23 protein-coding genes and 1 tRNA gene are annotated in these 20,408 nt (G+C 40.8%); 15 read left to right on the forward strand and 9 right to left on the reverse strand.

Annotated elements, in window-relative coordinates:
* Window positions 1-34 precede the first annotated feature (34 nt).
* Together VB733_RS05065 and VB733_RS05070 are read left to right on the forward strand one after the other, a co-directional pair.
* Entirely contained in the window at window positions 35-286 is a 252-nt protein-coding gene (locus VB733_RS05065) for a protein kinase domain-containing protein (RefSeq protein WP_323339012.1), read from the forward strand.
* Window positions 287-467: 181 nt separating this feature from the next.
* Window positions 468-1,199: a phosphoribosyltransferase gene (locus tag VB733_RS05070; protein ID WP_323339013.1), complete on the forward strand. Its 732-nt coding sequence runs from the start codon at window positions 468-470 to the stop codon at window positions 1,197-1,199.
* A 126-nt stretch (window positions 1,200-1,325) separates the two neighbouring features.
* Here the strand turns inward: VB733_RS05070 and VB733_RS05075 are convergent, their stop codons facing one another.
* The gene (locus VB733_RS05075; protein ID WP_323339014.1) at window positions 1,326-2,363 is read right to left on the reverse strand and encodes a tetratricopeptide repeat protein; all 1,038 of its coding nucleotides are present in this window, start codon (window positions 2,361-2,363) and stop codon (window positions 1,326-1,328) included.
* A 205-nt stretch (window positions 2,364-2,568) separates the two neighbouring features.
* On the opposite strand from VB733_RS05075, the gene VB733_RS05080 reads away from it, so the two are divergent.
* Entirely contained in the window at window positions 2,569-3,237 is a 669-nt protein-coding gene (locus VB733_RS05080; RefSeq protein WP_323339015.1) for a class I SAM-dependent methyltransferase, read from the forward strand.
* 35 nt (window positions 3,238-3,272) lie between these two features.
* Here the strand turns inward: VB733_RS05080 and VB733_RS05085 are convergent, their stop codons facing one another.
* Both VB733_RS05085 and VB733_RS05090 read right to left on the reverse strand, forming a co-directional pair.
* Window positions 3,273-3,554, reverse strand: coding sequence for a DUF6881 domain-containing protein (locus tag VB733_RS05085; protein ID WP_323339016.1), 282 nt, complete (start codon window positions 3,552-3,554; stop codon window positions 3,273-3,275).
* A 707-nt stretch (window positions 3,555-4,261) separates the two neighbouring features.
* Complete coding sequence (locus tag VB733_RS05090) at window positions 4,262-4,618, reverse strand: DUF6464 family protein (protein WP_323339017.1); 357 nt, start codon at window positions 4,616-4,618, stop codon at window positions 4,262-4,264.
* Between the two features lie 671 nt (window positions 4,619-5,289).
* On the opposite strand from VB733_RS05090, the gene VB733_RS05095 reads away from it, so the two are divergent.
* Window positions 5,290-6,216 carry a ferritin-like domain-containing protein gene (locus tag VB733_RS05095; protein WP_323339018.1) on the forward strand — a complete coding sequence of 309 codons (927 nt, stop codon included), beginning with the start codon at window positions 5,290-5,292 and terminating at the stop codon, window positions 6,214-6,216.
* A 176-nt stretch (window positions 6,217-6,392) separates the two neighbouring features.
* On the opposite strand, the gene thiO is transcribed toward VB733_RS05095, so the two are convergent.
* Window positions 6,393-8,423, reverse strand: coding sequence for a glycine oxidase ThiO (thiO, locus tag VB733_RS05100; RefSeq protein WP_323339019.1), 2,031 nt, complete (start codon window positions 8,421-8,423; stop codon window positions 6,393-6,395).
* Window positions 8,424-8,446: 23 nt separating this feature from the next.
* Window positions 8,447-9,604 (reverse strand): Holliday junction branch migration DNA helicase RuvB, encoded by a 1,158-nt coding sequence (ruvB, locus tag VB733_RS05105; RefSeq protein WP_323339020.1) that lies wholly within the window; start codon window positions 9,602-9,604, stop codon window positions 8,447-8,449.
* A gap of 207 nt (window positions 9,605-9,811) precedes the next feature.
* Between ruvB and hisF the strand changes: the two genes are divergently transcribed.
* The 4 genes from hisF (at window position 9,812) to VB733_RS05125 (ending at window position 12,415) form a co-directional block, all read left to right on the forward strand.
* A complete protein-coding gene (hisF, locus tag VB733_RS05110; RefSeq protein ID WP_323339021.1) occupies window positions 9,812-10,603 on the forward strand; it encodes an imidazole glycerol phosphate synthase subunit HisF in 792 nt (263 codons plus the stop codon).
* Between the two features lie 132 nt (window positions 10,604-10,735).
* A complete protein-coding gene (locus tag VB733_RS05115) occupies window positions 10,736-10,924 on the forward strand; it encodes a hypothetical protein (protein ID WP_096618542.1) in 189 nt (62 codons plus the stop codon).
* A gap of 136 nt (window positions 10,925-11,060) precedes the next feature.
* Window positions 11,061-11,133, forward strand: a tRNA-Ala gene (locus tag VB733_RS05120).
* 787 nt (window positions 11,134-11,920) lie between these two features.
* On the forward strand, window positions 11,921-12,415 hold the full coding sequence (locus tag VB733_RS05125; RefSeq protein WP_323339022.1) for a hypothetical protein: 495 nt from the start codon (window positions 11,921-11,923) through the stop codon (window positions 12,413-12,415).
* A gap of 244 nt (window positions 12,416-12,659) precedes the next feature.
* On the opposite strand, the gene VB733_RS05130 is transcribed toward VB733_RS05125, so the two are convergent.
* Together VB733_RS05130 and VB733_RS05135 are read right to left on the reverse strand one after the other, a co-directional pair.
* Window positions 12,660-12,815, reverse strand: coding sequence for a hypothetical protein (locus tag VB733_RS05130; RefSeq protein ID WP_323339023.1), 156 nt, complete (start codon window positions 12,813-12,815; stop codon window positions 12,660-12,662).
* Window positions 12,805-13,209, reverse strand: coding sequence for a hypothetical protein (locus tag VB733_RS05135; RefSeq protein WP_323339024.1), 405 nt, complete (start codon window positions 13,207-13,209; stop codon window positions 12,805-12,807). Before VB733_RS05135 ends, VB733_RS05130 begins: the two co-directional genes overlap by 11 nt.
* Window positions 13,210-13,596: 387 nt before the next feature.
* Here VB733_RS05135 and VB733_RS05140 point away from each other — a divergent pair, with 387 nt between their 5' ends.
* The 7 genes from VB733_RS05140 to VB733_RS05170 all read left to right on the forward strand — a co-directional run bounded on the left by VB733_RS05140 (window position 13,597) and on the right by VB733_RS05170 (window position 19,245).
* Window positions 13,597-14,115 (forward strand): phycocyanin subunit beta, encoded by a 519-nt coding sequence (locus VB733_RS05140; RefSeq protein ID WP_096611741.1) that lies wholly within the window; start codon window positions 13,597-13,599, stop codon window positions 14,113-14,115.
* Window positions 14,116-14,201: 86 nt separating this feature from the next.
* Window positions 14,202-14,690 carry a phycocyanin subunit alpha gene (gene cpcA / locus VB733_RS05145; protein WP_096611739.1) on the forward strand — a complete coding sequence of 163 codons (489 nt, stop codon included), beginning with the start codon at window positions 14,202-14,204 and terminating at the stop codon, window positions 14,688-14,690.
* Between the two features lie 506 nt (window positions 14,691-15,196).
* Complete coding sequence (locus tag VB733_RS05150) at window positions 15,197-15,958, forward strand: phycobilisome linker polypeptide (RefSeq protein WP_323339025.1); 762 nt, start codon at window positions 15,197-15,199, stop codon at window positions 15,956-15,958.
* A gap of 103 nt (window positions 15,959-16,061) precedes the next feature.
* Window positions 16,062-16,931 carry a phycobilisome linker polypeptide gene (locus tag VB733_RS05155; RefSeq protein ID WP_323339026.1) on the forward strand — a complete coding sequence of 290 codons (870 nt, stop codon included), beginning with the start codon at window positions 16,062-16,064 and terminating at the stop codon, window positions 16,929-16,931.
* 188 nt (window positions 16,932-17,119) lie between these two features.
* Entirely contained in the window at window positions 17,120-17,392 is a 273-nt protein-coding gene (locus VB733_RS05160; protein WP_323339027.1) for a phycobilisome linker polypeptide, read from the forward strand.
* Window positions 17,379-18,233 carry a HEAT repeat domain-containing protein gene (locus tag VB733_RS05165; RefSeq protein ID WP_323339028.1) on the forward strand — a complete coding sequence of 285 codons (855 nt, stop codon included), beginning with the start codon at window positions 17,379-17,381 and terminating at the stop codon, window positions 18,231-18,233. The genes VB733_RS05160 and VB733_RS05165 overlap by 14 nt, the downstream gene beginning before the upstream one ends.
* A gap of 292 nt (window positions 18,234-18,525) precedes the next feature.
* The gene (locus tag VB733_RS05170; RefSeq protein ID WP_323339029.1) at window positions 18,526-19,245 is read left to right on the forward strand and encodes a HEAT repeat domain-containing protein; all 720 of its coding nucleotides are present in this window, start codon (window positions 18,526-18,528) and stop codon (window positions 19,243-19,245) included.
* A gap of 37 nt (window positions 19,246-19,282) precedes the next feature.
* Here the strand turns inward: VB733_RS05170 and VB733_RS05175 are convergent, their stop codons facing one another.
* Both VB733_RS05175 and sipA read right to left on the reverse strand, forming a co-directional pair.
* Window positions 19,283-19,834, reverse strand: coding sequence for a peroxiredoxin (locus tag VB733_RS05175; RefSeq protein WP_323339030.1), 552 nt, complete (start codon window positions 19,832-19,834; stop codon window positions 19,283-19,285).
* Window positions 19,835-19,934: 100 nt separating this feature from the next.
* Complete coding sequence (gene sipA, locus VB733_RS05180; protein ID WP_323339031.1) at window positions 19,935-20,189, reverse strand: regulatory protein SipA; 255 nt, start codon at window positions 20,187-20,189, stop codon at window positions 19,935-19,937.
* Window positions 20,190-20,408 lie beyond the last annotated feature (219 nt).

A 20,408-nucleotide genomic window follows, 5' to 3' on the forward strand; every position in this document is an offset into this window, starting at 1 on the left:
GTCATCTTTTTTTGTCAAAGCTTATGGGAAAGCAATGCAGTCAGAGTGTGACAGACATCCCCTTTGCCCTTCACGTCCCCGTCAATCTGGTCAAAAATGGACTCAAAAGCAAGCGATCGCATTTTTACAAGATGTTTTAAAAATTCTTGAATTTGTTCATAAAGAAAATGTCATTCATCGCGACATTAAACCCACAAACCTGATTCGCCGTCATCTGGATCAAAAAATAGTTTTAATTGATTTTGGAGCCGTTAAAGCAATTACGAATGTGATGGAAAATTCGTAGTGTGTCACGCGCATTGGGACTCGTGGATTTATGCCTAGCGAACAGGAAAATGGGAATACACAATTTAATAGACTTGATATTTGCTGCACTAATTTTTTTATTGCTCACTCGCAGACAAAATCAGTCATGATAAAGGCATTAGCATTTTGGAAATTAATTAACCATTAATGGGGATAAGCTGATGACAGATGCCCCTTTTTTTTTGAATCGAACTCAAGCTGGCGAAAGATTAGCAGAAATTATTCAAGCGAATTTAAGACAGCAATTGATAGAATCTGGAGTTGAGCCAATTCCAATTGTTTATGCACTACCACGTGGGGGTTTACCTGTGGCTGCGCCAATTGCGGATTTGTTAAACTGTCCACTCACCGTACTGGTAGCAAAAAAAATTAGCCATCCCAGTAACCCAGAATTGGCAATTGGAGCCGTGACTGCATCCGGTTTGGTGCTGTGGGCTAATGAGAAGTTGTTTAACTTTCGAGGAAATTCACGTCAACGTCAAGTAGTAATGGAAATTGCTATCAATAAAGCTAAATCCTTGGAATCACAATTTCTGCCATTTTGTCCCCAAGTGAATCCTCAAGGTGCGACATTAATTTTAGTTGATGACGGTATCGCCACTGGGATGACAATAGCAGTGGCAGCAAAAGCATTAAATTTGTTGGCACCAGCACAAATTTTCATCTGTTCACCAGTAGCCCCTCCACAATTATTACCTTGGTTACAGAATTGGTGCGATAATTCTGGAGATAATTGCGATCGCAATCAGCAGAAGTTAATTAGCAAACAAAACCGGATTATTGTTTTAGAAACACCCGAACCCTTTCACAGTGTCAGCAATTTTTACGCAGAATTCCCCCAAATTCAAACCTCGGAAGCACTGAAATATCTTCAGCAAAGAAGTCAAAAGTAATTAGAACTGCCGAGTCATATCATCATCTACGGTTGAATACTTATTATTAAGAGTGACAGGGAGATTTAGAGACGCGGAGAAATTCTAATTGTCAGAGATTAGCCCATGATGTCATTTAGTTAATAATTACGAATTATTAATCATCCGCTCGTATTGCATCACTTTGGTATAGTCCCCCAAGGCATAGGAAGCAGCTTTCAGGCTGGATAGCGCCTGTTCTTGGATGCGAATATCTTTTATCGCTTTGGCTAATTCTAAACGTTTTTCATAATGCTTAATGGCATTGGAATAATCCCCCAAAGCTTCGCAAACTACCCCTAAACTACTTAATGATTGTTCTTGACTATGCTTGTCTTTGATTTGGCAAGCTAATTTGAATCGTTCCTCGTAATACTGAATTGCTTGATGATAATTTCCTAAAGCATATGATGCATTACCTAAATTTTTGAGAACTTGAATGCTATTCCGATAATTTTTAATTATGTAACAGAGTTTTAAGCATTCTTGGTAATATGCGATCGCTTTGGCATAATCACCTAAGGCGTACCAAGAATTACCCAAATTTTTTAAAACCTGTTCCTCGCCCCAATTATCTTGAAGTTCTCGAACAAGTTTCAGACTTTGCTCTTTGAGTTTAACTGCTTGTTGTAAATTGCCCTGGGCTTTATATACCAATCCTAAGTTATTTAGTGTTGCCACCTGACTTCTTTTATCCCCTTGAGCAGTAGCAATATCCAAACATCGGTTGAGAAACTCAATCGCTTTTTCCTGGTTGCCTAAATGACGGTGGGAATTACCAATATGCGACAGAGCCTGCAATTGCAAATGTAAATCTGATATGTTCTCTACTAAAGTTAAACATTGCTGAGAATATGATATGGCAGCTTTATAGTCTCCAGAATTATAAGCAACAAGCACTAAACAACTGAGGCTTTGTGCTTCTCCTTGTAAATCGCCACATGCTTGAAATAATGCTAAAGCTTCTTGTAAAGACTTTGTTGCGGCAATAACTTCACCCGCCTGTTGCTGTTGAAATCCTTGCTGCAATAGTCGCGATGCATCAGATGCATACCCATCTAGTGGTGAAGTTAGTTCTTCTGCTGATGGATTATTAAACTCATGGGAAATAGTGCCCCATTGTTTTGGGTGGAGATGCGTTGTCATCTGTGTAGGAACCGCGTTTTTTGAATGATTCCATTCCTTTTCCACATTCAATGCTCCCTGGTAACTCTTCTGATGCTTTTAGTGTTCCCAGAAATAGTATTTTTCTCTCACGCAAAATTAAATACTCATATTTGCTTAATAGTGGTTAATAGTGGTTAATAGGCAACTGTTATCGCCAGTGAATGGGAGTAGGGAGTCAAAAAATATGGACAGAATACTTGAACCTGAAGTAATGGATACTTGGGAAGAATCAATAGCATATGATGCAATGGATTTTACTGAGGTAAATACTGCATTTGCGAATGATGCGATCGCTCTAGCACCTACTCAACCTATTTTAGTCCTTGATGCGGGTACTGGACCTGGTCGAATACCCACGATAATGGCGCAATTGCGTCCGCAGTGGCAATTCATTGGGGTTGATTTGGCTGCAAGTATGTTGCAAATTGCTCAACAACAGGTGGAGCAAGTAAATTTACAAGAGCAGATTCGCTTTGAATTAGTTGATGTCAAAAATCTACCTTATGAGGATGGACAATTTGACTTGGTTGTGTCAAATAGTCTTGTCCATCATCTAGCTGAACCATTACCTTTTTTTCAGGAGATTAAGCGTATTCTCAAGCCTCATGGGGGTATTTTGATCCGTGATTTATTTAGACCCGCCAATATTGAAACGCTAAATGCATTAGTTGATAGTATTACGAAGGATTGTGATGCACGTCAAAAAAAGTTGTTTGGCGATTCTCTCCAGGCTGCGCTGACAATTGATGAAGTGAGGAATTTAATTGAGCAAGCTGGCTTAAAGAATATAGATGTTTATCAAAATTCGGATCGTCATTGGACAGCAAAACGAAGCTGGGGAGCTTCAACATAAAATTAATTAGACTAACATCTATTATCGATTATCAATTATCGATTCATGGGTACTTTGGAGTTCCAAACCTGCTCAAATTCGGCTTTACTAATTTCAAATTCTTCTAAATTATCGTCAATAATCGGTTTATCGCTTAACCTCCCATAATTATCGCTGAAATGGTTATTGTCATAAAACAAAACATTGCCATTTTCGTAAACTTCAATTTGGCGATGGGTGTAGGCACCTTCCCCGATTTCCAAAAAGTACGTACTCGTACCCCATGCGTCAAAGTCGCCCCCTAGTGGCACTGACCAGAACCATTTGTAATATTTCATTTTCTTCACAACTATTCCTTAACAACGAAATGATTTCTGATTCTAATTTTACTAATAAATTTAAGTTTGCTATTTCTGGGAAAGGTTGGCAACTGTTAATTAACAGTTGACAAAAGGCTAATCATTACGACCAATAGGTTAAGGGATATTTATCAACTAAACCTTAAGAATAAAGAAAGATTGTTTTTGGTATTTAAGCCTTTAGTCTGATCCGAATTTTTTAGAAATACCAAAGAACACCAGTTTATTGAATTGGAGCATTTAAGTAAGTAGGCGTGAATATTTATCATTGGGATTAGGCAGGAGGCAGAGGGCAGGAGGCAGGAGGGAAGAGGGTTTTAGCCTTGTTTATCTTTCTTAAGATAGTTGTGTTTTTTCCCACCGACCTACTTAGCATCATCTTACTTGTTTGGTAATAAATCGGGTTTCTCCCTCAAGGACTAAACTGAAACCTCGTCCATTTTAAAATATCTAGTAGTTCCGGCATCTTGTCTGCTACTACCGGGAGGGAGCGTCTTGCTCCCACTACTTTAAAAAACAATCAGTCTCGCGATAGATGTAGTTTGATACTTTCTTTATCAATAGTTTTTTACACTCTGGGCTGGAAGTTTGTATTTTCTAAAGTCAGGAAAGAAGTATAAATAAAAGAAACACAAGAAATAAAAAAAAGCAATACAAGAAATAAAATAGATTAATACACTTTCAATTCACATATTGGTTTCGCTATAACTCGATTCGCGCTGCTCATAAAAACGACAACCATTGCAGGGACCACTAGGATTGACAGCACAGCGAATGTAGCCAGAACGAGCATTAAACTGGCAGCTAATATCGCCAATCAGATAACCGACTCCTTCAAGATAATAGCGATCGCGCAGTGTCTCTTGTGGGGAATGGCGCGGTGTTTCCCAAGGAGTATCCCTGGGAATTCGTCTTATCCCTGGAAAGTTCGCAGATACTTGTCTTAGTCGCGCACGAGTTCGCCACTGAGCTTTGCGAATTACCCACAACGAAAATAGCGATGGCAAAATGCCAATGGTAATTACTAAAAGTGTTTTCAACACTTCTTTTCACCTCTCTTGTACACTTATCGTCCCTGATGAAAGCCAGAGCGAATATTACTTAAATGTTATTGGCATCATCCACAGAGAAACATGCCTAACACCACTTAAAACCAGGATAACTGCTACAGCCCAAAGGATGAGATTTTTTTCCAGTATTTATTAAGGTAAATTTTTGATGAGCAGCTACTGTCGGAGCTTTTCTCTCGTGTCTGCAACCTCACGAATACTGGAACAGTATATGTATCAAATTAAAAATTACTATTCGCAATCATGGAAGTTTCAGCAGTTGTCCGCAAATGGGTAAAAAATGGGACAGATTATTTACTGCCACATGCCTAAATAACTAAACTCAGGTAGATATGACAGTCTTAAATATGGGGCAATTTTGATTGCGGTAAGCGAATCGGAGAAGCCAAATGCTCTGCTCGAAAGATTTCACTCAAAACTTCACTGCCGATGAACTCTCTAAGCGGGTTTTGACTTGGCTAGAATTGGGCGATGGGAATATACAACTGTCTCTTCAGAAATATCCCATGGGTAAAGCTCCACCCAATTGATTCGAGGGGTGTCAAGATGCAAAACAAGAACTTTTATCTATATCGCAGCTAGTTAATTATCGAAGTTATGTAATCACTACGACACAATTAGTTTTCGTGTCGTCCCATTAATAAATGATTAAACAACAAATAATCACAGGTTCAAATGTACCTGAAGTCGAAGATAAGCTGAGTTGCTGGCTGTCTTCGGCTTTATATTCTCGATTGGGGCAGTTTTCTGCATCTCTGACAGTTGCCCAACCCCATAGTTTAGTTTACTGGGGTGCTAGTTTTTTTGGCTTGGATAAAGTCACTATTTTCCAAAATGCACCGATCGCAGAACGGGCAAAAATATTACAGTTGTGTAGTTGTAATATTTTGGAAGAAGCCTATGCGATCGAAAAAGTAGGTGTATATTACATGGCAAAAATGGTGCTACTGTCAGAAAGCACTCAGGAGCAGATGCTTTATGCTTTATACAGTGCTGATGAAGTCACCCATTTGGCGCAAATCAGTCGCTTTTTGCCAAAATCTCAAGCTCAAATATTGGAATTAGAACATCCATTACTCAAATTCCTCACGGATATTGTTGACACTGAAGACAAAGCGGTAATTTTATTTGTACTTCAGGTTGTTTTGGAAGGATGGAGTTTAAGTCATTACCGGAGTTTAGCAATTGAGTGTCGTGAACCCGATTTGAGCTTAACTTTACAAGGTTTTCTAGCCGATGAAAGTCGTCATCATGGTACTGGTGTTATGTTATTTCACCAAATGTCTCTCACGCAATCGAGTCAAGATTTAATTGTCAAAATTTTAGTTGACTTTTTGCGAATGATGCAGTTGAGGCAGCAATCGATTCTAGCTGCAATTGCCCAGGTAAAAGGTTATTTATCGCGATCGCAAAAAATCCGTATCCTGGAAGAATTGGATATCGAAAACTACAACCATACTTGTTTAAAGTTTTTGCGTTCTTTAATGCGAAATCCCAATTCAGGGGCGATTTTACACCAATTAGAAGTCAGAGGTGCATTCCAACCTTTAAGTGCGTCGGAATGCATATGATACAGCAAACTGGGACGCTATGGGGTACTGGGAAAAGACATGGAGAAAGATTTTATCCCATTTATCAAAAATCTGAGGACACATCAATCTCCCCATCTCCCCCTCTCCCTATCTCCCCCTCTCCCTATCTCCCCCTCTCCCCATCTCCCCATCTCCCCATCTCCCCCTCTCCGCGTCTAATTAACCGTTCCTGTTAACGGTGAAGAAGCGATCGCATAATCTTTCATTGGCATTCTTCCCGCCAGATATGCGGTGCGTCCAGCGACTGCGGCTAGGTTCATGGCGTAAGCCATCGCAGCCGGGTTTTGGGCAAGTGCGATCGCGCTATTAATTAGTAATGCGTCTGCACCCATTTCCATTGCTTGGGCGGCTTCGGATGGTGCGCCAATACCAGCATCAACAACTACAGGTATTTTGGCATTTTCAATAATAATTTGGATATTTGCGGTGGTTTTCAAACCTTGTCCGGAACCAATGGGTGAAGCTAATGGCATCACCGTGACACAGCCAGCATCCTCTAAATGTCTTGCCAGCATGGGGTCAGCGTTGATGTAGGGTAAGACGGCAAATCCTTCTTTCACCAATTGTTCGGCGGCTTGGAGAGTGCCGATTGGGTCTGGGAGTAAATACTTGGCATCAGGTATTACTTCTAACTTAATAAAATTATTATCTTCCTGTCCCAATAACTTCGCCATTTCCCGCCCCAATCTGGCAACGCGAATCGCTTCTTCAGCAGTTTTGCAGCCTGCGGTATTGGGCAACATCCAAATTTTGCTCCAATCTAGAGCTTCAGCCAAACCCTCATGTCCAGGTGCATTAGTTTGGACGCGGCGCACAGCCACGGTGACAATTTCACAACCGCTAGAAATGACACTTTGCTGCATTTCTGCCATGCTGCGATATTTACCTGTACCTGTCATCAAACGGGATTTAAAGGTTTTTCCCGCAATTATTAGGGGTGAATCTCCAATTGGCGATTGTGCCGTCGGAGTATTCGGAGTCTGCACTGTTATGCCCTTGCCATTGCCATTGGAGAGATTCGTCAAATTTGTGGAGTTCGTAAACATCGGCGTGGGTGTAGATGACTGATTTTGTGATTGAAAGCGCGAGTAATGGAAATTGGCGAGGAGAGGGTCTTTTTTTTGCCCTGTAATTAAATCGGCAATTAAAACTGAGGTGATGGGTGCAAGTAAAATACCGTTGCGATGGTGTCCAGTGGCAAAAGTGAGATTTTTCAGGGGACTTTCACCTAAAATCGGTAATTCATCTGGGGTTGTCGGGCGATATCCCCACCACATTTGCGCGATCGCATAATCTCTGATTTCCGGGAATAAACGGATAGCTTTTTGTAATAAATTAGCGATGCCAATAGCAGTATTATTAGGTGTAAAACCGACATCTTCGACGCTGGCACCGATAATAATTTTTCTAGGTTCTTTTTGAGTATTGTTGGGAGACACTCCACGTACTTGTCTTGGAACAATATATATTTCTTCGCCAAATAAAATACGATTTAAAGGTAATTTTGGTAAATAGTCAGGAACAACTAAGCTCAACATTTGCCCTTTACATGGGCGCACTGATAGAGGTAATAATTCATCAGACCAAGCTCCAGTTGCCAAGACGTAATGTTCAGCCCGCATGATACCAATGTTGGTTTGCAAACCTATTACTTGTCCTTGCTGCTGTTGAATCCCTTCCACGAGAATATTTTCCCGAATTTCCACACCCAAAGATTGAGCCGCAGATAATAATGTTTGTGCCAAAGCCCGGTTATCAACTTGAGCATCGTCAGGATACCAAAAGCCGCCAATTACATCTTCCCCAAGTCCTGATTGGTATTGGTGAATAGTTTGTTTGTCGAGCCAATTGGGGAGGGGGCAGGAAGAAATATTTTCCCCTTGTTCCTGTCTGACTTGGTAAACAGGTGACAAAATCCCACAAGCCCAGTATCCTGGATTCAGACCAGTGATTTGTTCGAGTTTGCTAGTCCATTCCGGGTACAGACTACGCGATCGCACACACAATTCGCGCATTGCTCCTTGTACTTGTTCGGCTTCCGGTGCCAACATTCCCGCCGCCGCAAACGTCGCTGCCGCTTGAAAGTCGCGACTAATGACAGTCACATTGCAACCCCGCATTTTCAGTTCGATAGCGGTTGCCAAGCCCATAATCCCGCCACCAATAATCAAAATTTCGCTCTTCATTCGGTCAATCTTTTCGCTATTCTCTATTCGTTTAATAAAGACAATTGTTCATTCGGCAGTTTTGGTGGCTTAAATCCCATATGTTTGTAGGCAGCAGTCGTTGCAGTTCTACCACGGGGAGTCCGACTCAAATAGCCGATTTGCATGAGATAAGGTTCGTAGACTTCCTCAATCGTTTGTGTATCTTCTCCTGTCGCTGCGGCAATTGTCTCCAAGCCAACCGGACCACCATTAAATTGTTCAATAATTACACTCAACATTCTCCGGTCAGTCCAATCTAATCCCACAGGGTCAACCTGAAATAGTTGCAGTGCCTCGGCGGCAATAACTTGATTTATTTCCCCTACCTTCTTCACCTCAGCATAATCACGGACACGCTTTAGTAATCTATTAGCAATTCTTGGTGTTCCCCTTGCCCGACGAGCAACTTCCTCCGCACCTTCTTCATTGATCGATGTATTCAGTAACTGAGCGCTACGAATGACGATTTGACTCAGTTCCTTCACCTCATAAAATCGTAATTTTTGTACCAACCCAAAGCGATCGCGTAATGGTGAAGTTAATGCACCAACCCTAGTTGTCGCCCCTACTAGTGTAAATTTAGCCAGGGGAATACTCCGAGTCCGGGCACTAGTTCCCTTACCAACAGTGACATCTAAGCGATAGTCCTCCATCGCTGGGTATAAAATTTCCTCAGTCATTCTCGATAGACGATGAATTTCATCAATAAATAAAACATCGCCTGGTTTGAGATTAACCAGTAAACCAGCAATATCGCGAGGACGTTCCAAGGCTGGGGCACTAGTAATTTTATAATTTACCCCCATCTCGGAAGCCAAAATCATCGCCATTGTCGTTTTACCCAATCCCGGAGGACCATATAGTAACAAATGGTCAAGTACCTCGCCTCTCAATTTTGCCGCTTTGATGGCGATTTCCAGCACGTCCTTTAAATCTTTTTGCCCAATATAATCAGCAAAACGATGGGGACGAATACTCTCTTCTTGCTTCCCTTGTTCATCTACGGCTGCCTGCGGTTGCAAAAGCTGATTATTATCGGCAGAATTATCGAGCGATCGCAAATTTAAGTCATCTTTTTTTTTCGCCTGAGAATTTTCTCGCTTTCGCTTCGGTTCCTCATCCGGGTTGGGAGGCTGTCTTTTTGAGGAGATGATTGCCATAACTTGGTTTATTGTTCTTTAATGTGTGAGGTCTGGGAAAACGGATCAAAATAAAAGGGGATAAAAAATAAACATTTTCTTCTTATATTCTCCCACTCTCCCCATCCTCCCGACTCCCCAACTCCCCAATTATTTTTTTTCACCTGAGTGCGCTCATCAATTTAAAATTTAAGTTCCGGGCAACTACTAAGGAGTGTAAAAATTTTCATGTTAGCTAAAAGAATCTTACCGTGCCTGGATGTGAAGGCGGGACGAGTTGTAAAAGGAGTTAACTTTGTCAACCTTAAGGATGCAGGCGACCCGGTGGAATTAGCTAAGGTTTACAATGAAGCCGGTGCTGATGAGTTAGTGTTTCTTGATATTACAGCTACTCATGAAGACCGCGATACGATTATTGATGTTGTTTATCGAACCGCAGAGCAGGTATTTATTCCCCTGACAGTTGGTGGCGGTATTCAATCCTTAGAAAATGTTAAAAGTTTGTTACGCGCAGGAGCAGACAAGGTTAGTATTAATTCTGCGGCGGTACGCGACCCCGATTTTATCAATCGTGCCAGCGATCGCTTTGGTAATCAATGTATAGTCGTTGCTATTGATGCCCGTAAGCGCCAAAATCCCGACAATCCAGGCTGGGATGTCTACGTCAGAGGTGGTAGAGAAAATACTGGGATTGATGCCCTTTCTTGGGCAAGGGAAGTCGAAAAACGTGGTGCAGGAGAATTACTTGTGACTAGTATGGATGCTGATGGTACTCAAGCAGGATACGACCTCAATTTAACACGGGCAATTGCCGATGCTGTACAAATTCCCGTCGTCGCTTCGGGTGGTGCGGGTACTTGTGAACACATCCATTCTGCTCTCACTGATGGTAGAGCCGAAGCTGCACTTTTAGCTTCCTTGTTACATTACGGACAATTAACTGTCAGCCAAATCAAGAATTATTTGCGCGATCGTCAAGTTCCCGTTCGCATCCCTTCTCTGTTTATCCCAACTATCTAACCGATAAACAAAACTAATAACCATCTAACCACCACCCTTTGGCTAGATGGTTGAGTTAAATAACTATGTTAGACACAGTTTTGGGAATTAGTGTTAAGCTTAGTTAAGAAGAATAAATATATTTTAAGACAAATGTTAATACCTATATTAGTTTTTGATGTAGCGCTAGTCGCCTGGTCGCTACACCTGATGGAAAGGGCTGTAGAACTGAAAGAATTTTCCCTAATGCTGGCGGGCACATTAGTTGCTTTAGCTGCTGCTGCCATGCTAGTTGTGTATTTTTTAATGGGACACTGTATGAGCTATTTGCTACACATATAAAAATGACTGGTCGTTGAGATTAATTTGTCTTATAGTTCCAAAATATAGGTATCAATAATATTTAAATTTTCTCAGTTTCATAGTATTAACAGCCAGCTTTAGGTATAATACTAGGGAACATTTGTTATTCATCTGCGGGGTTATAGCTCAGTTGGTAGAGCGCTACAATGGCATTGTAGAGGTCACCGGTTCGAGACCGGTTAGCTCCATTTTGGGTTATACATTGACAAATTGGGTGGTTTCAAGAGGGGTGCCTTACCTGCCCTACCGATTTACTTTCAGAATCAAAATCGAATCACTGGCTTGATGTTTCTGTTAAACATTGCTTTGTGCGTTTTTACTCTAATGGAGTTTGTTGTTAGACTCGCACTTCAACAAACTCAAGAGTCTTTCCAAGGTCTTTATGATGGCAATCCCAAGCGAAAAACTGACCGCCCTTCCTCTGAACAAATGCTTAAGGTTTTTTGTAACCTAAATCTTTATTTCCTCCCTGATTCTACTATCTTTATTACCCCCATCAACCAGCTTCAAAAACAAATTCTTTCCGCAATGAAAATGCCTGAATTCTTTTATGAGCTAGAACTTAAGCTGTGTAAGACATAATTCCCCATCGCAAGGTCAAAATCAGCAAACGTACAGTTATTATTGTGGTTGATTTTTTTGGGAAGTGGGTAGGGTAAGGCAAATATCAAAAGAAAGAACTCTGATGGAAGAAGCTTGTTAACTGTTTTAAATGTATGCTTTATTTACACAGTAATGTAACAGTAATGTATTAGTAAGAGAAGGCAAAAGGCAAAAGGCAAAAGACACGAAAGCTTATATTTAAAGCTTTTATATTCAGATTAATAGTGCCTTATTTACGCCATGCGCTATTAGCTTAAATTAGCGCAATATAGATCAACAATAGAATGAATACAAAGATTGTATTTTTTTGTTTTGCTGTGATACAATGGGAATATTAAAATGTTTATATTATCTATTCTATCAGCAAAAATTATGAATTCAATTGTAAATCAAACTATTGAGCGGTGGGTAAAAGTAGTAGAGTTTATTGCTGCTAGCGAACTTGATAAAGTCGAAGACGGCAGACTACCTTCAGAATGTTTTACCGTGGCTCAATTAATAGAAAAATCAAAGCAAATAAAACTAGAAAAAAGAAATAAGCCTTCCTACCACTGGTTAGAAGATAGAGACGGTAAATTTTATCGTATTTGGTTCGATAGAAATAATCTAACAATTCAATTTGATTTGTATTTATCCAATAGTAAATATCAATCGAATATGTCTTATTTTGATTTAGAAAATTGTACAACATCAAATCAATTTACAGAGTTTATTTACCACTTACTAGGTAAATCTTGGAGTAGCCCGGAACTACTATTAGCTTTTATTGAAGTGATTGATGAAGCTAGCGAACAATGTTTCGGAAAGCGGCTTTATCAGGCATTTTCAACACAAATAGCATTAAATTGGGTTAAACCAACTCCATAACATTAGATATTTTTGAGAAAACTCAGAATTGTACTCTATTACAAAGTAAACAGTAGGTTGAGTGGAGATTCAAGAAATTTTTTATCTTGAATTAATAATCTCAACCTGCATATAGGACTCCTGTCTGGTTTTTGAACTAAATTTCCGAGAAAAGCCTTATAAAACGGGATTTTTAGTTTTAACATATGTTCAAAAATCAAATCGTATTCCTTATAGTACATCCAAAATCATCATATTTTGTTTACTAATGTAGAGTACAAATCTTGGATTTCAGTATTCTACACCAACCTACAATTGGTAAAACTATTTCTGGTAAAGCTAGTACCCGCGACACAACCACTTCATCCCCATTCAAAAAACGTACAGCCACAGAAGTATCAAGGGTAATCTCACCACTCATTTACATCCACCTGCCGACATTCTGCGGTTATCACCCGTTTTAATTCTTCGGCTTCGACATCACTTAAAATCCCTGCAAATTTTGCGAGGGGATGAGTTTTGCGTGTAGCTTTTACCCTATTCAAAAAATCTAGTACCGATTGAACTACATCATCAGGCGCATGTTCTAGTTCTTGAATTAATTCTTCACGATTTGTCATGCATTCAAATATTCTCAGGTAGTTGGTTCTAGTTTCAGTATATCCAAAGTCTCGCTGTGAGAGCGTTTGTGTTAATGATGGGAAGTACGATCGCTTTTTGGTTGTTTGAGAAGATGTGCGATCGCATTTATTGGGTTTGAGGAAATGTGCGATCACGTTTTGGTATTTTTGAGGACTGCGATGGTCTAACGACAAGCCTTATAAGCAATAATACTTATTCATTTTTCTCATGTTCCATACTCCTTAGAGCAAATGTTAAGTTTTGTAAGCGATTGAAACTACGTCACAATAATTTTTAATAAAACGAAGGGCAAAGGTATTGTATAAACTTATTTTGGAAGGTAAAAACACAAATTGGGGTTGACCAAAGTGTTGCTTGCTCGGCTTTCCAGTATTTACAGCTAAAGTTTAAGTTTTGTTAAAAACTTTTAATTTAGAAGCCTGGATGCCATTAAACTGTATCGTAGATGTCTGTTTATACCTTTCATACTGCTGTTACAGCCTGACATCAGTAGAAAACTTTTTAAGTTTTCATTTGGAAGCAGAACAAATCTAAAATCAAGCAGATAGGAGATAAGACCGATGTTAGATGCGTTTGCCAAAGTAGTTTCCCAAGCAGATGCTCGTGGTGAATACCTCAGCACCGCTCAATTAGATGCTTTGTTGAACATGGTTCGTGATGGTAACAAGCGGATGGATGCAGTAAACCGGATTACCGGGAATGCATCTGCGATCGTTGCTAACGCAGCTCGTTCTTTGTTTGCAGAGCAGTCTCAGTTGATTGCACCTGGTGGAAATGCTTACACCAACCGTCGTATGGCAGCTTGCTTGCGCGACATGGAAATCATTTTGCGCTATGTCACCTACGCAACCTTCTCTGGAGATGCTAGTGTTCTCGACGACCGTTGCTTAAACGGATTACGTGAAACCTACTTGGCATTGGGAGTTCCTGGAGCATCCGTTGCTGTTGCAGTTCAAAAAATGAAAGAAGCTGCATTAGCTATTGCTGGTGATCCAAATGGTGTCACCAAAGGTGATTGCAGCGCCCTCATGTCTGAAATCGCTAGCTATTTCGATCGCGCAGCTGCTGCTGTTGCATAATTTCTCAAAATCAATTAGCTGACGTTCAGTTCAGTTACACAAAACCACTTTCAAACAAAATTTTGTAAAAGGGAGATACCGGATCAATGAAAACTCCTCTTACCGAAGCTGTAGCAGCTGCAGATTCTCAAGGACGTTTCTTGAGCAGCACTGAAGTTCAAGTTGCTTTTGGTCGTTTTCGTCAAGCAAGTGCTAGCTTAGAAGCAGCTAAAACCTTAACTTCCAAAGCTCAAAGCTTGGCAGATGGGGCAGCAAACGCTGTATACCAAAAATTCCCCTACACAACTCAAATGCAAGGTAACAACTTTGCTTCTACCTCTACTGGTAAAGCTAAGTGTGCTCGTGACATCGGCTACTACTTGCGGATGATCACCTACTGCTTGGTTGTTGGTGGTACTGGTCCAATGGATGATTACCTCATCGCTGGTTTGGCTGAAATCAACAAGACCTTCGACTTGTCTCCTAGCTGGTATGTTGAAGCTTTGAAATATATCAAAGCTAATCACGGCTTGAGCGGCGACCCTGCTGTTGAAGCTAACTCCTACATTGATTACGCAATCAATACCCTAAGCTAATTTCGGGTTTTTGCCCGGAAAGTTGAGCGGCGAACTGGCAGATTAGCTAGAAGTTGTTTACCTTTCCGGGCATGTTTTATTTTAAGAAAATTGAGTTAATCAAGTAATACTGAATCCGCTTTCTAATTTCTCATAAGTTCTGTGGGCGAGAAATCGAAATCTAACTAAAATACTAACTCGCTATTTTCCTAGAAATCGGGTTTATTAAGTTTGGGTTTGTTGAACGTGGGTCTGTTTTTCAAATTTCAATTCTGGTTTTCAAAAGTCGATTTCTTGGTATCTAGTTAAACGATAGAATTAGTGTTGTAGATATCGAAGAAACTTATAGAAATTATAGAAAGGAAAAAATGCCTGTAACAAATATCGATGATTAAATCGAGTGCGTTTTAGGCATGATTTGGTGTGAAAGTCGATAAAATAGCAGTTAGTCAATGTTGATGGTTAACTGTTAGTCAAAACTCAGAATTTTCTCAACCGAGTTCATCTTCGTTGGAGAAAGTAATTAAATGGAAACTTTAGAACTACGCTCAGATCGGACTGATGAAGACATCGAAGTCGTGATTCGTGCAGTTTACCGTCAGATTTTGGGTAACTCTTACTTGATGGAATCAGAGCGACTATCAAGTGCTGAATCTTTGTTACGCCAAGGAAAGCTTTCAGTTCGAGAATTTGTGAGAGCGATCGCACAATCTGAACTGTACCGTGAGAAATTCTTCCACAATAACTCACAAGTTCGTTTCATCGAACTGAATTATAAGCACTTCCTAGGACGCGCCCCTGAAGACGAGTCAGAAATAGCATACCATGTAGACCTCTACAATAGCCAAGGTTATGATGCTGAAATCGACTCATACATCGACTCAGTTGAATACCAGCAGAATTTCGGCGAGAATATTGTTCCCAACTATCGTGGATTTACGAGCCAAGTTGGACAAAAGAACGTTGGTTATAGCCGCATATTCCAATTGTATCGAGGTCCTGCAAGCAGCGACATTAGCTCAGGGTACAAACAGGGTAGGTTAACTTGGGAATTAGCCAAAAATGTCGCATCGCCCATTCACGCAGCGTCGTCATCTGCTTTAGCAGGTACAACCGGCGGAAATCGTGGTGATATCTACCGACTGCGGGTAATGCAAGCAGCTTCCTCGAAAACAGCAACAATACGTCGGATGACAACAGAAATTCTTGTACCATTCGAGCAACTTTCGAGCAAATTGCAACAATTAAACCGCAAAGGTAACAAGGTAATGAGCATTACTTTGGCGTAAAGATGGGAAAGGGAAAGGGAACAGGAAAAATAGAGAAATGAATAATTTCCAATTTCTAATTCTCAACTTCCCATTCCCAATAAATATAAGGAGAACCACATAAATGGCAATTACAACAGCTTCATCGCGTCTGGGAACTGAGGCTTTTATTAATGCATCTCCAGTTGAACTGCGAAGCCGGGCAACAAAGGAAGAAATTGCAATCGTGATTACGGCTGTTTATCGTCAACTGTTGGGCAACGACTACTTAATGCAGTCAGAGCGTCTCATTAGTGCCGAATCGCTTTTACGTGACGGTAAAATTACAGTGCGCGATTTTGTTCGTCAAGTTGCTAAATCGGAACTGTACAAAAACAAGTTCTTTTATAACAGTTTCCAAACTCGCGTAATTGAACTCAATTACAAACATTTCCTAGGACGCGCACCTTACGACGAGTCAGAAGTAATTTATCACCTCGACTTATATCAAGAACAAGGTTACGAAGCAGATATTGACTCGTACATTGATTCTCCAGAGTACGAAGCAAACTTTGGTGAAAATATTGTTCCTTACTATCGCGGATTCCAAACCCAGACTGGACAAAAAACAGTGGGATTTAGCCGTATGTTCCAACTTTATCGTGGTTATGCCAATAGCGATCGCGCTCAACTCAAAGGCACATTACCACACCTCGCCGGCGAACTTGGACGTAACGGTGCATCTGCCGTAGTTTCTCCTTCTGGTGGTGGTGAAGGTTTTGCCTACCTTGCTCCCCAAAGAGGTGTCACCCCCAACAGCACTTTTGGTGGGGCAGGAACTTTCGGTAAAGAAGGTAGACTTTTCCGCGTTGAGGTAGCAGGAGTTTTTGGAGCAGGTTATCCTAGCACTCGCAAAGTTAACCAAGCTGTAGTCATTCCTTACGCAGAACTATCACCCTACATGCAAAGAGTGCAAAAACAAGGCGGTAGAATCGCTAGTATTACCCCTCTTTAATGAATAGGTAGTCATTGAATAGGTAATGGTTGTGGGTTAATGGGTAATGGTTATGAGTGATTAGTTGATTGATAAAAGGTAATTTTTATTGCTCACTCTACTCAATCAGAATCTTATTTTTTAACCACCAACCACTGGCTATTAACTATCAACAATCACCAAATAACAACAAATATTAAATTGAAACTATGCTAGGTCAAATCGCAAATAATACCGCATCTACTAGTCGCTATTTCCGCTATGAAGTTGTCGGATTACGACAAAACGAAGAAACCGATAAGACAGATTATCAACTGCGTTCGAGTGCGAGTACCTTTGTCACCGTTCCTTACAATCGAATGAATGCAGAAATGCAACGAATTACCCGTATGGGTGGCAAAATAGTAGGGATTGAGCCTTTGCACGCAGGGGCAACATCAGGTAATAACGAAGGTAATCCTTTTACTAATGAATTCGAGTAGTCCAGACAATTTGGAACCATTACCACCAACAGATGTACCTGTTGGTGGCGAATCTTTGACTGTAGCTCAAGCTATAGCAAACTTAGAAGGCGCAGATTTAGGACTGCGCTTTTATGCTGCTTGGTGGTTGGGAAGGTTTCGAGTCAACGAACCCCCAGCAGTCGCACTGCTGATTCAAGCACTTGCTGACGAAGATGATAGGACTCCCGAAGGTGGTTATCCATTACGACGGAATGCGGCACGCGCACTTGGTAAATTAGGTGATATCAGTGCCGTACCCGGATTAATCACATGTTTAGAATGCAGCGACTATTATGTGCGTGAGGCTGCCGCCGAATCCTTGGGGATGTTGGGTGATGCCAGGGCAATTTCACCATTAAATAACTTACTGTTAACAGGACTCAATGCTGGTGAATTGATATCCCAGGAAAGCGATCGCAAAGAGCCATATGATGCTATTTTAGAAGCTCTAGGTAGTTTAGATGCTCAAGATTCAATACCCCACATTCAACCCTTTTTAAAACATCCAATTGAATTAGTCCAATATTCCGCAGCACGAGCCATGTACCAACTTACTCAAGAAGCAATATATGGTGAAAGGTTGGTAAAAGCATTAGCAGGAGACAACTTACAATTGCGACGAGCGGCATTGGGAGATTTAGGTGCTATTGGCTACTTAGCAGCCGCAGATGCGATCGCTGAAACCTTAGCAGAAAACAGCTTAAAAATAATTTCTCTGCGGGGATTACTAGAGCATGAGGTTAGGCAGATGACACCCCCCACCCCCACTTTGTCAGACAGTGCTATAAAAGTCATGAAATTGATGGATTCGTTACTTTGAAATAGTTATGAGTTAGGAGTTAGGAATTAGGAATCATAAGTAAAAAAGAAGAGGCTATTTATAAACTAAACTTTAAGACTAAAGAAACTCGCTTTCTTAGATTCAAGTATCTAGGACAATCCTATTTATTTGCTGAGAAACTGGGTTTCTGCCTACGGGATTCAGGTCAATACGTACTTTATAAATAGGTTTCGCAAGCTCAAGATGAAAATGTCATTCAAAACTTCTTAATTTCAATTCCTCACTATTATTAACTCTTAGTTATTAACTATTAACTCCTCACGAAAAAATTATGACTAATAATAGTATTGCTCAACAATTAATTCGCGCTGTTGAAGAAGCCGACTCTTCTCCTAAATTACTCGAAGCTGTTCAAAATTTAGCCGCAGCAGGTTTAGAAGAAACAGTACCAACACTAGTTGCAGCTTTGGGTTATAACAATCCAGGGGCTGCCGTAGCTGCTGTTGACGGATTGATTCAAATTGGTGAGCCAGCAGTTCAACCATTACTGCAACTAATTGATAACTTTAACTATGGTGCCAGAGCTTGGGCAGTGCGAGCATTAGCTGGAATTGGAGATCCTCGAGGACTTGATACCTTACTTGATGCTGCCAAAAACGACTTTGCCCTCAGCGTGCGTAGGGCTGCTGCCCGTGGTTTAGGAACAGTACGCTGGCAAGAACTCCCTCCTGAAGAAGTACAAACATCACAGCAGCAAGCATTAGCAGTTTTGATGCAGGTTTGCCAAGATTCCGAATGGGTAGTGCGTTATGCAGCCGTAACAGGTTTAGAAGCGTTGGCTGTAGCAGTGAATAGCACCCAATCGGCGCTAATACCCTCAGTCACCGAGCAATTAGAACAGATGGCAAACATGGATTTAGAAGTGGCGATTCGTGCCCGTGCTTGGATGGCTTTACATCAATTGCAAGTTGAAGTCGGAAATTATCCAACTTTACAATCAACTTTGGAAGACGTAGAAGTACCGAGTCGGGGTAGTGGTAGAAGGATTTAAATCCTTCCCCTTTCACCTAACAGTATTGACTAGGCTACTAGGCTGCTTGTAATTCAGTCAACCTAGCCAATACTTCTTGACTATGAATGTTCGGGTTAACTTTTACGAATGTCTCCCGTAGAGTTCCTTCGGGATCAATAATAAAAGTATGACGTGACGAGATAAAATTCATCCACGAACCGTAGGCTTTACTCACTGTTCCCTTTGTATCCGCAAGTAAGGGGAACTTCAAACCTTCCGAATCGCAAAATTCAGCATGTGAATCCACATCATCCGCACTCACACCGATAACTTGGGCATTTTTTTCGATGTATTGGGGTAAATCCTGTTGAAAACGACGGGCTTCGATGGTGCATCCCGATGTAAAGTCTTTCGGATAAAAATAAAGTACAACCCACTTTCCCCGGAAATCCGACAGTGCCACTTCACCATCACCTATATTTGTCGGTAAACTAAATTCGGGCGCTGCTTGATTAATAGCAGGTAGTTTCCCACCTAATGCATAGGTAGGTAGTGCGCTGTTTAAGCAACCGTAGAATGTTAAACACAGGGCAAGGAATATGCTAATAAAATTGCGACGAGAAATCATGACTACAAATCCAGAATTACTTGTTCATATAAGTTTACAATTCTGGGGGGTTAACAGTGATGAGTAGCCATTAAACAATTAAATAATTGAGCAATGGAAATTACGAACTGGTTTCCGATTCTGGGCTAGGTTCAACTGATTCGATAGATTCGATATATTGACTATCGATAAGAAATGCACCTCGTGAGAAGCGGATACCCCAATATCCACCGGGACGACGGTCAAGTACAATACCTTCTTCACCAATTTGGATAATATCAGGAGGTCGTAACATCGGCATCGGGTCTGCGGTTTTTACGTATGGTGGCAGGGAAACGACGCGAACTTTGCTACCAATAATAAATTCTTGGGACATTGTGATTAATCTGGTGACAAGGGAAGGAGACAAAGAGAAGATTAAGAACCAAGATTCGTAACTTCTCCATAGAACATACTAGTACAAGAACTCAGATTATTCTTTATAGCCTTACGGCATACCCTTCAGGAAGCAAGCTCCAAGAAAAGCGGAGTGTAACGCACCATTCCAAATTCAATCGAAAGTTGTAGGTTATTAAATTCTCATTCCTAAGTTTAT

This window comes from Calothrix sp. UHCC 0171, assembly GCF_034931845.1.
Taxonomy (GTDB): Bacteria; Cyanobacteriota; Cyanobacteriia; order Cyanobacteriales; family Nostocaceae; genus Brunnivagina.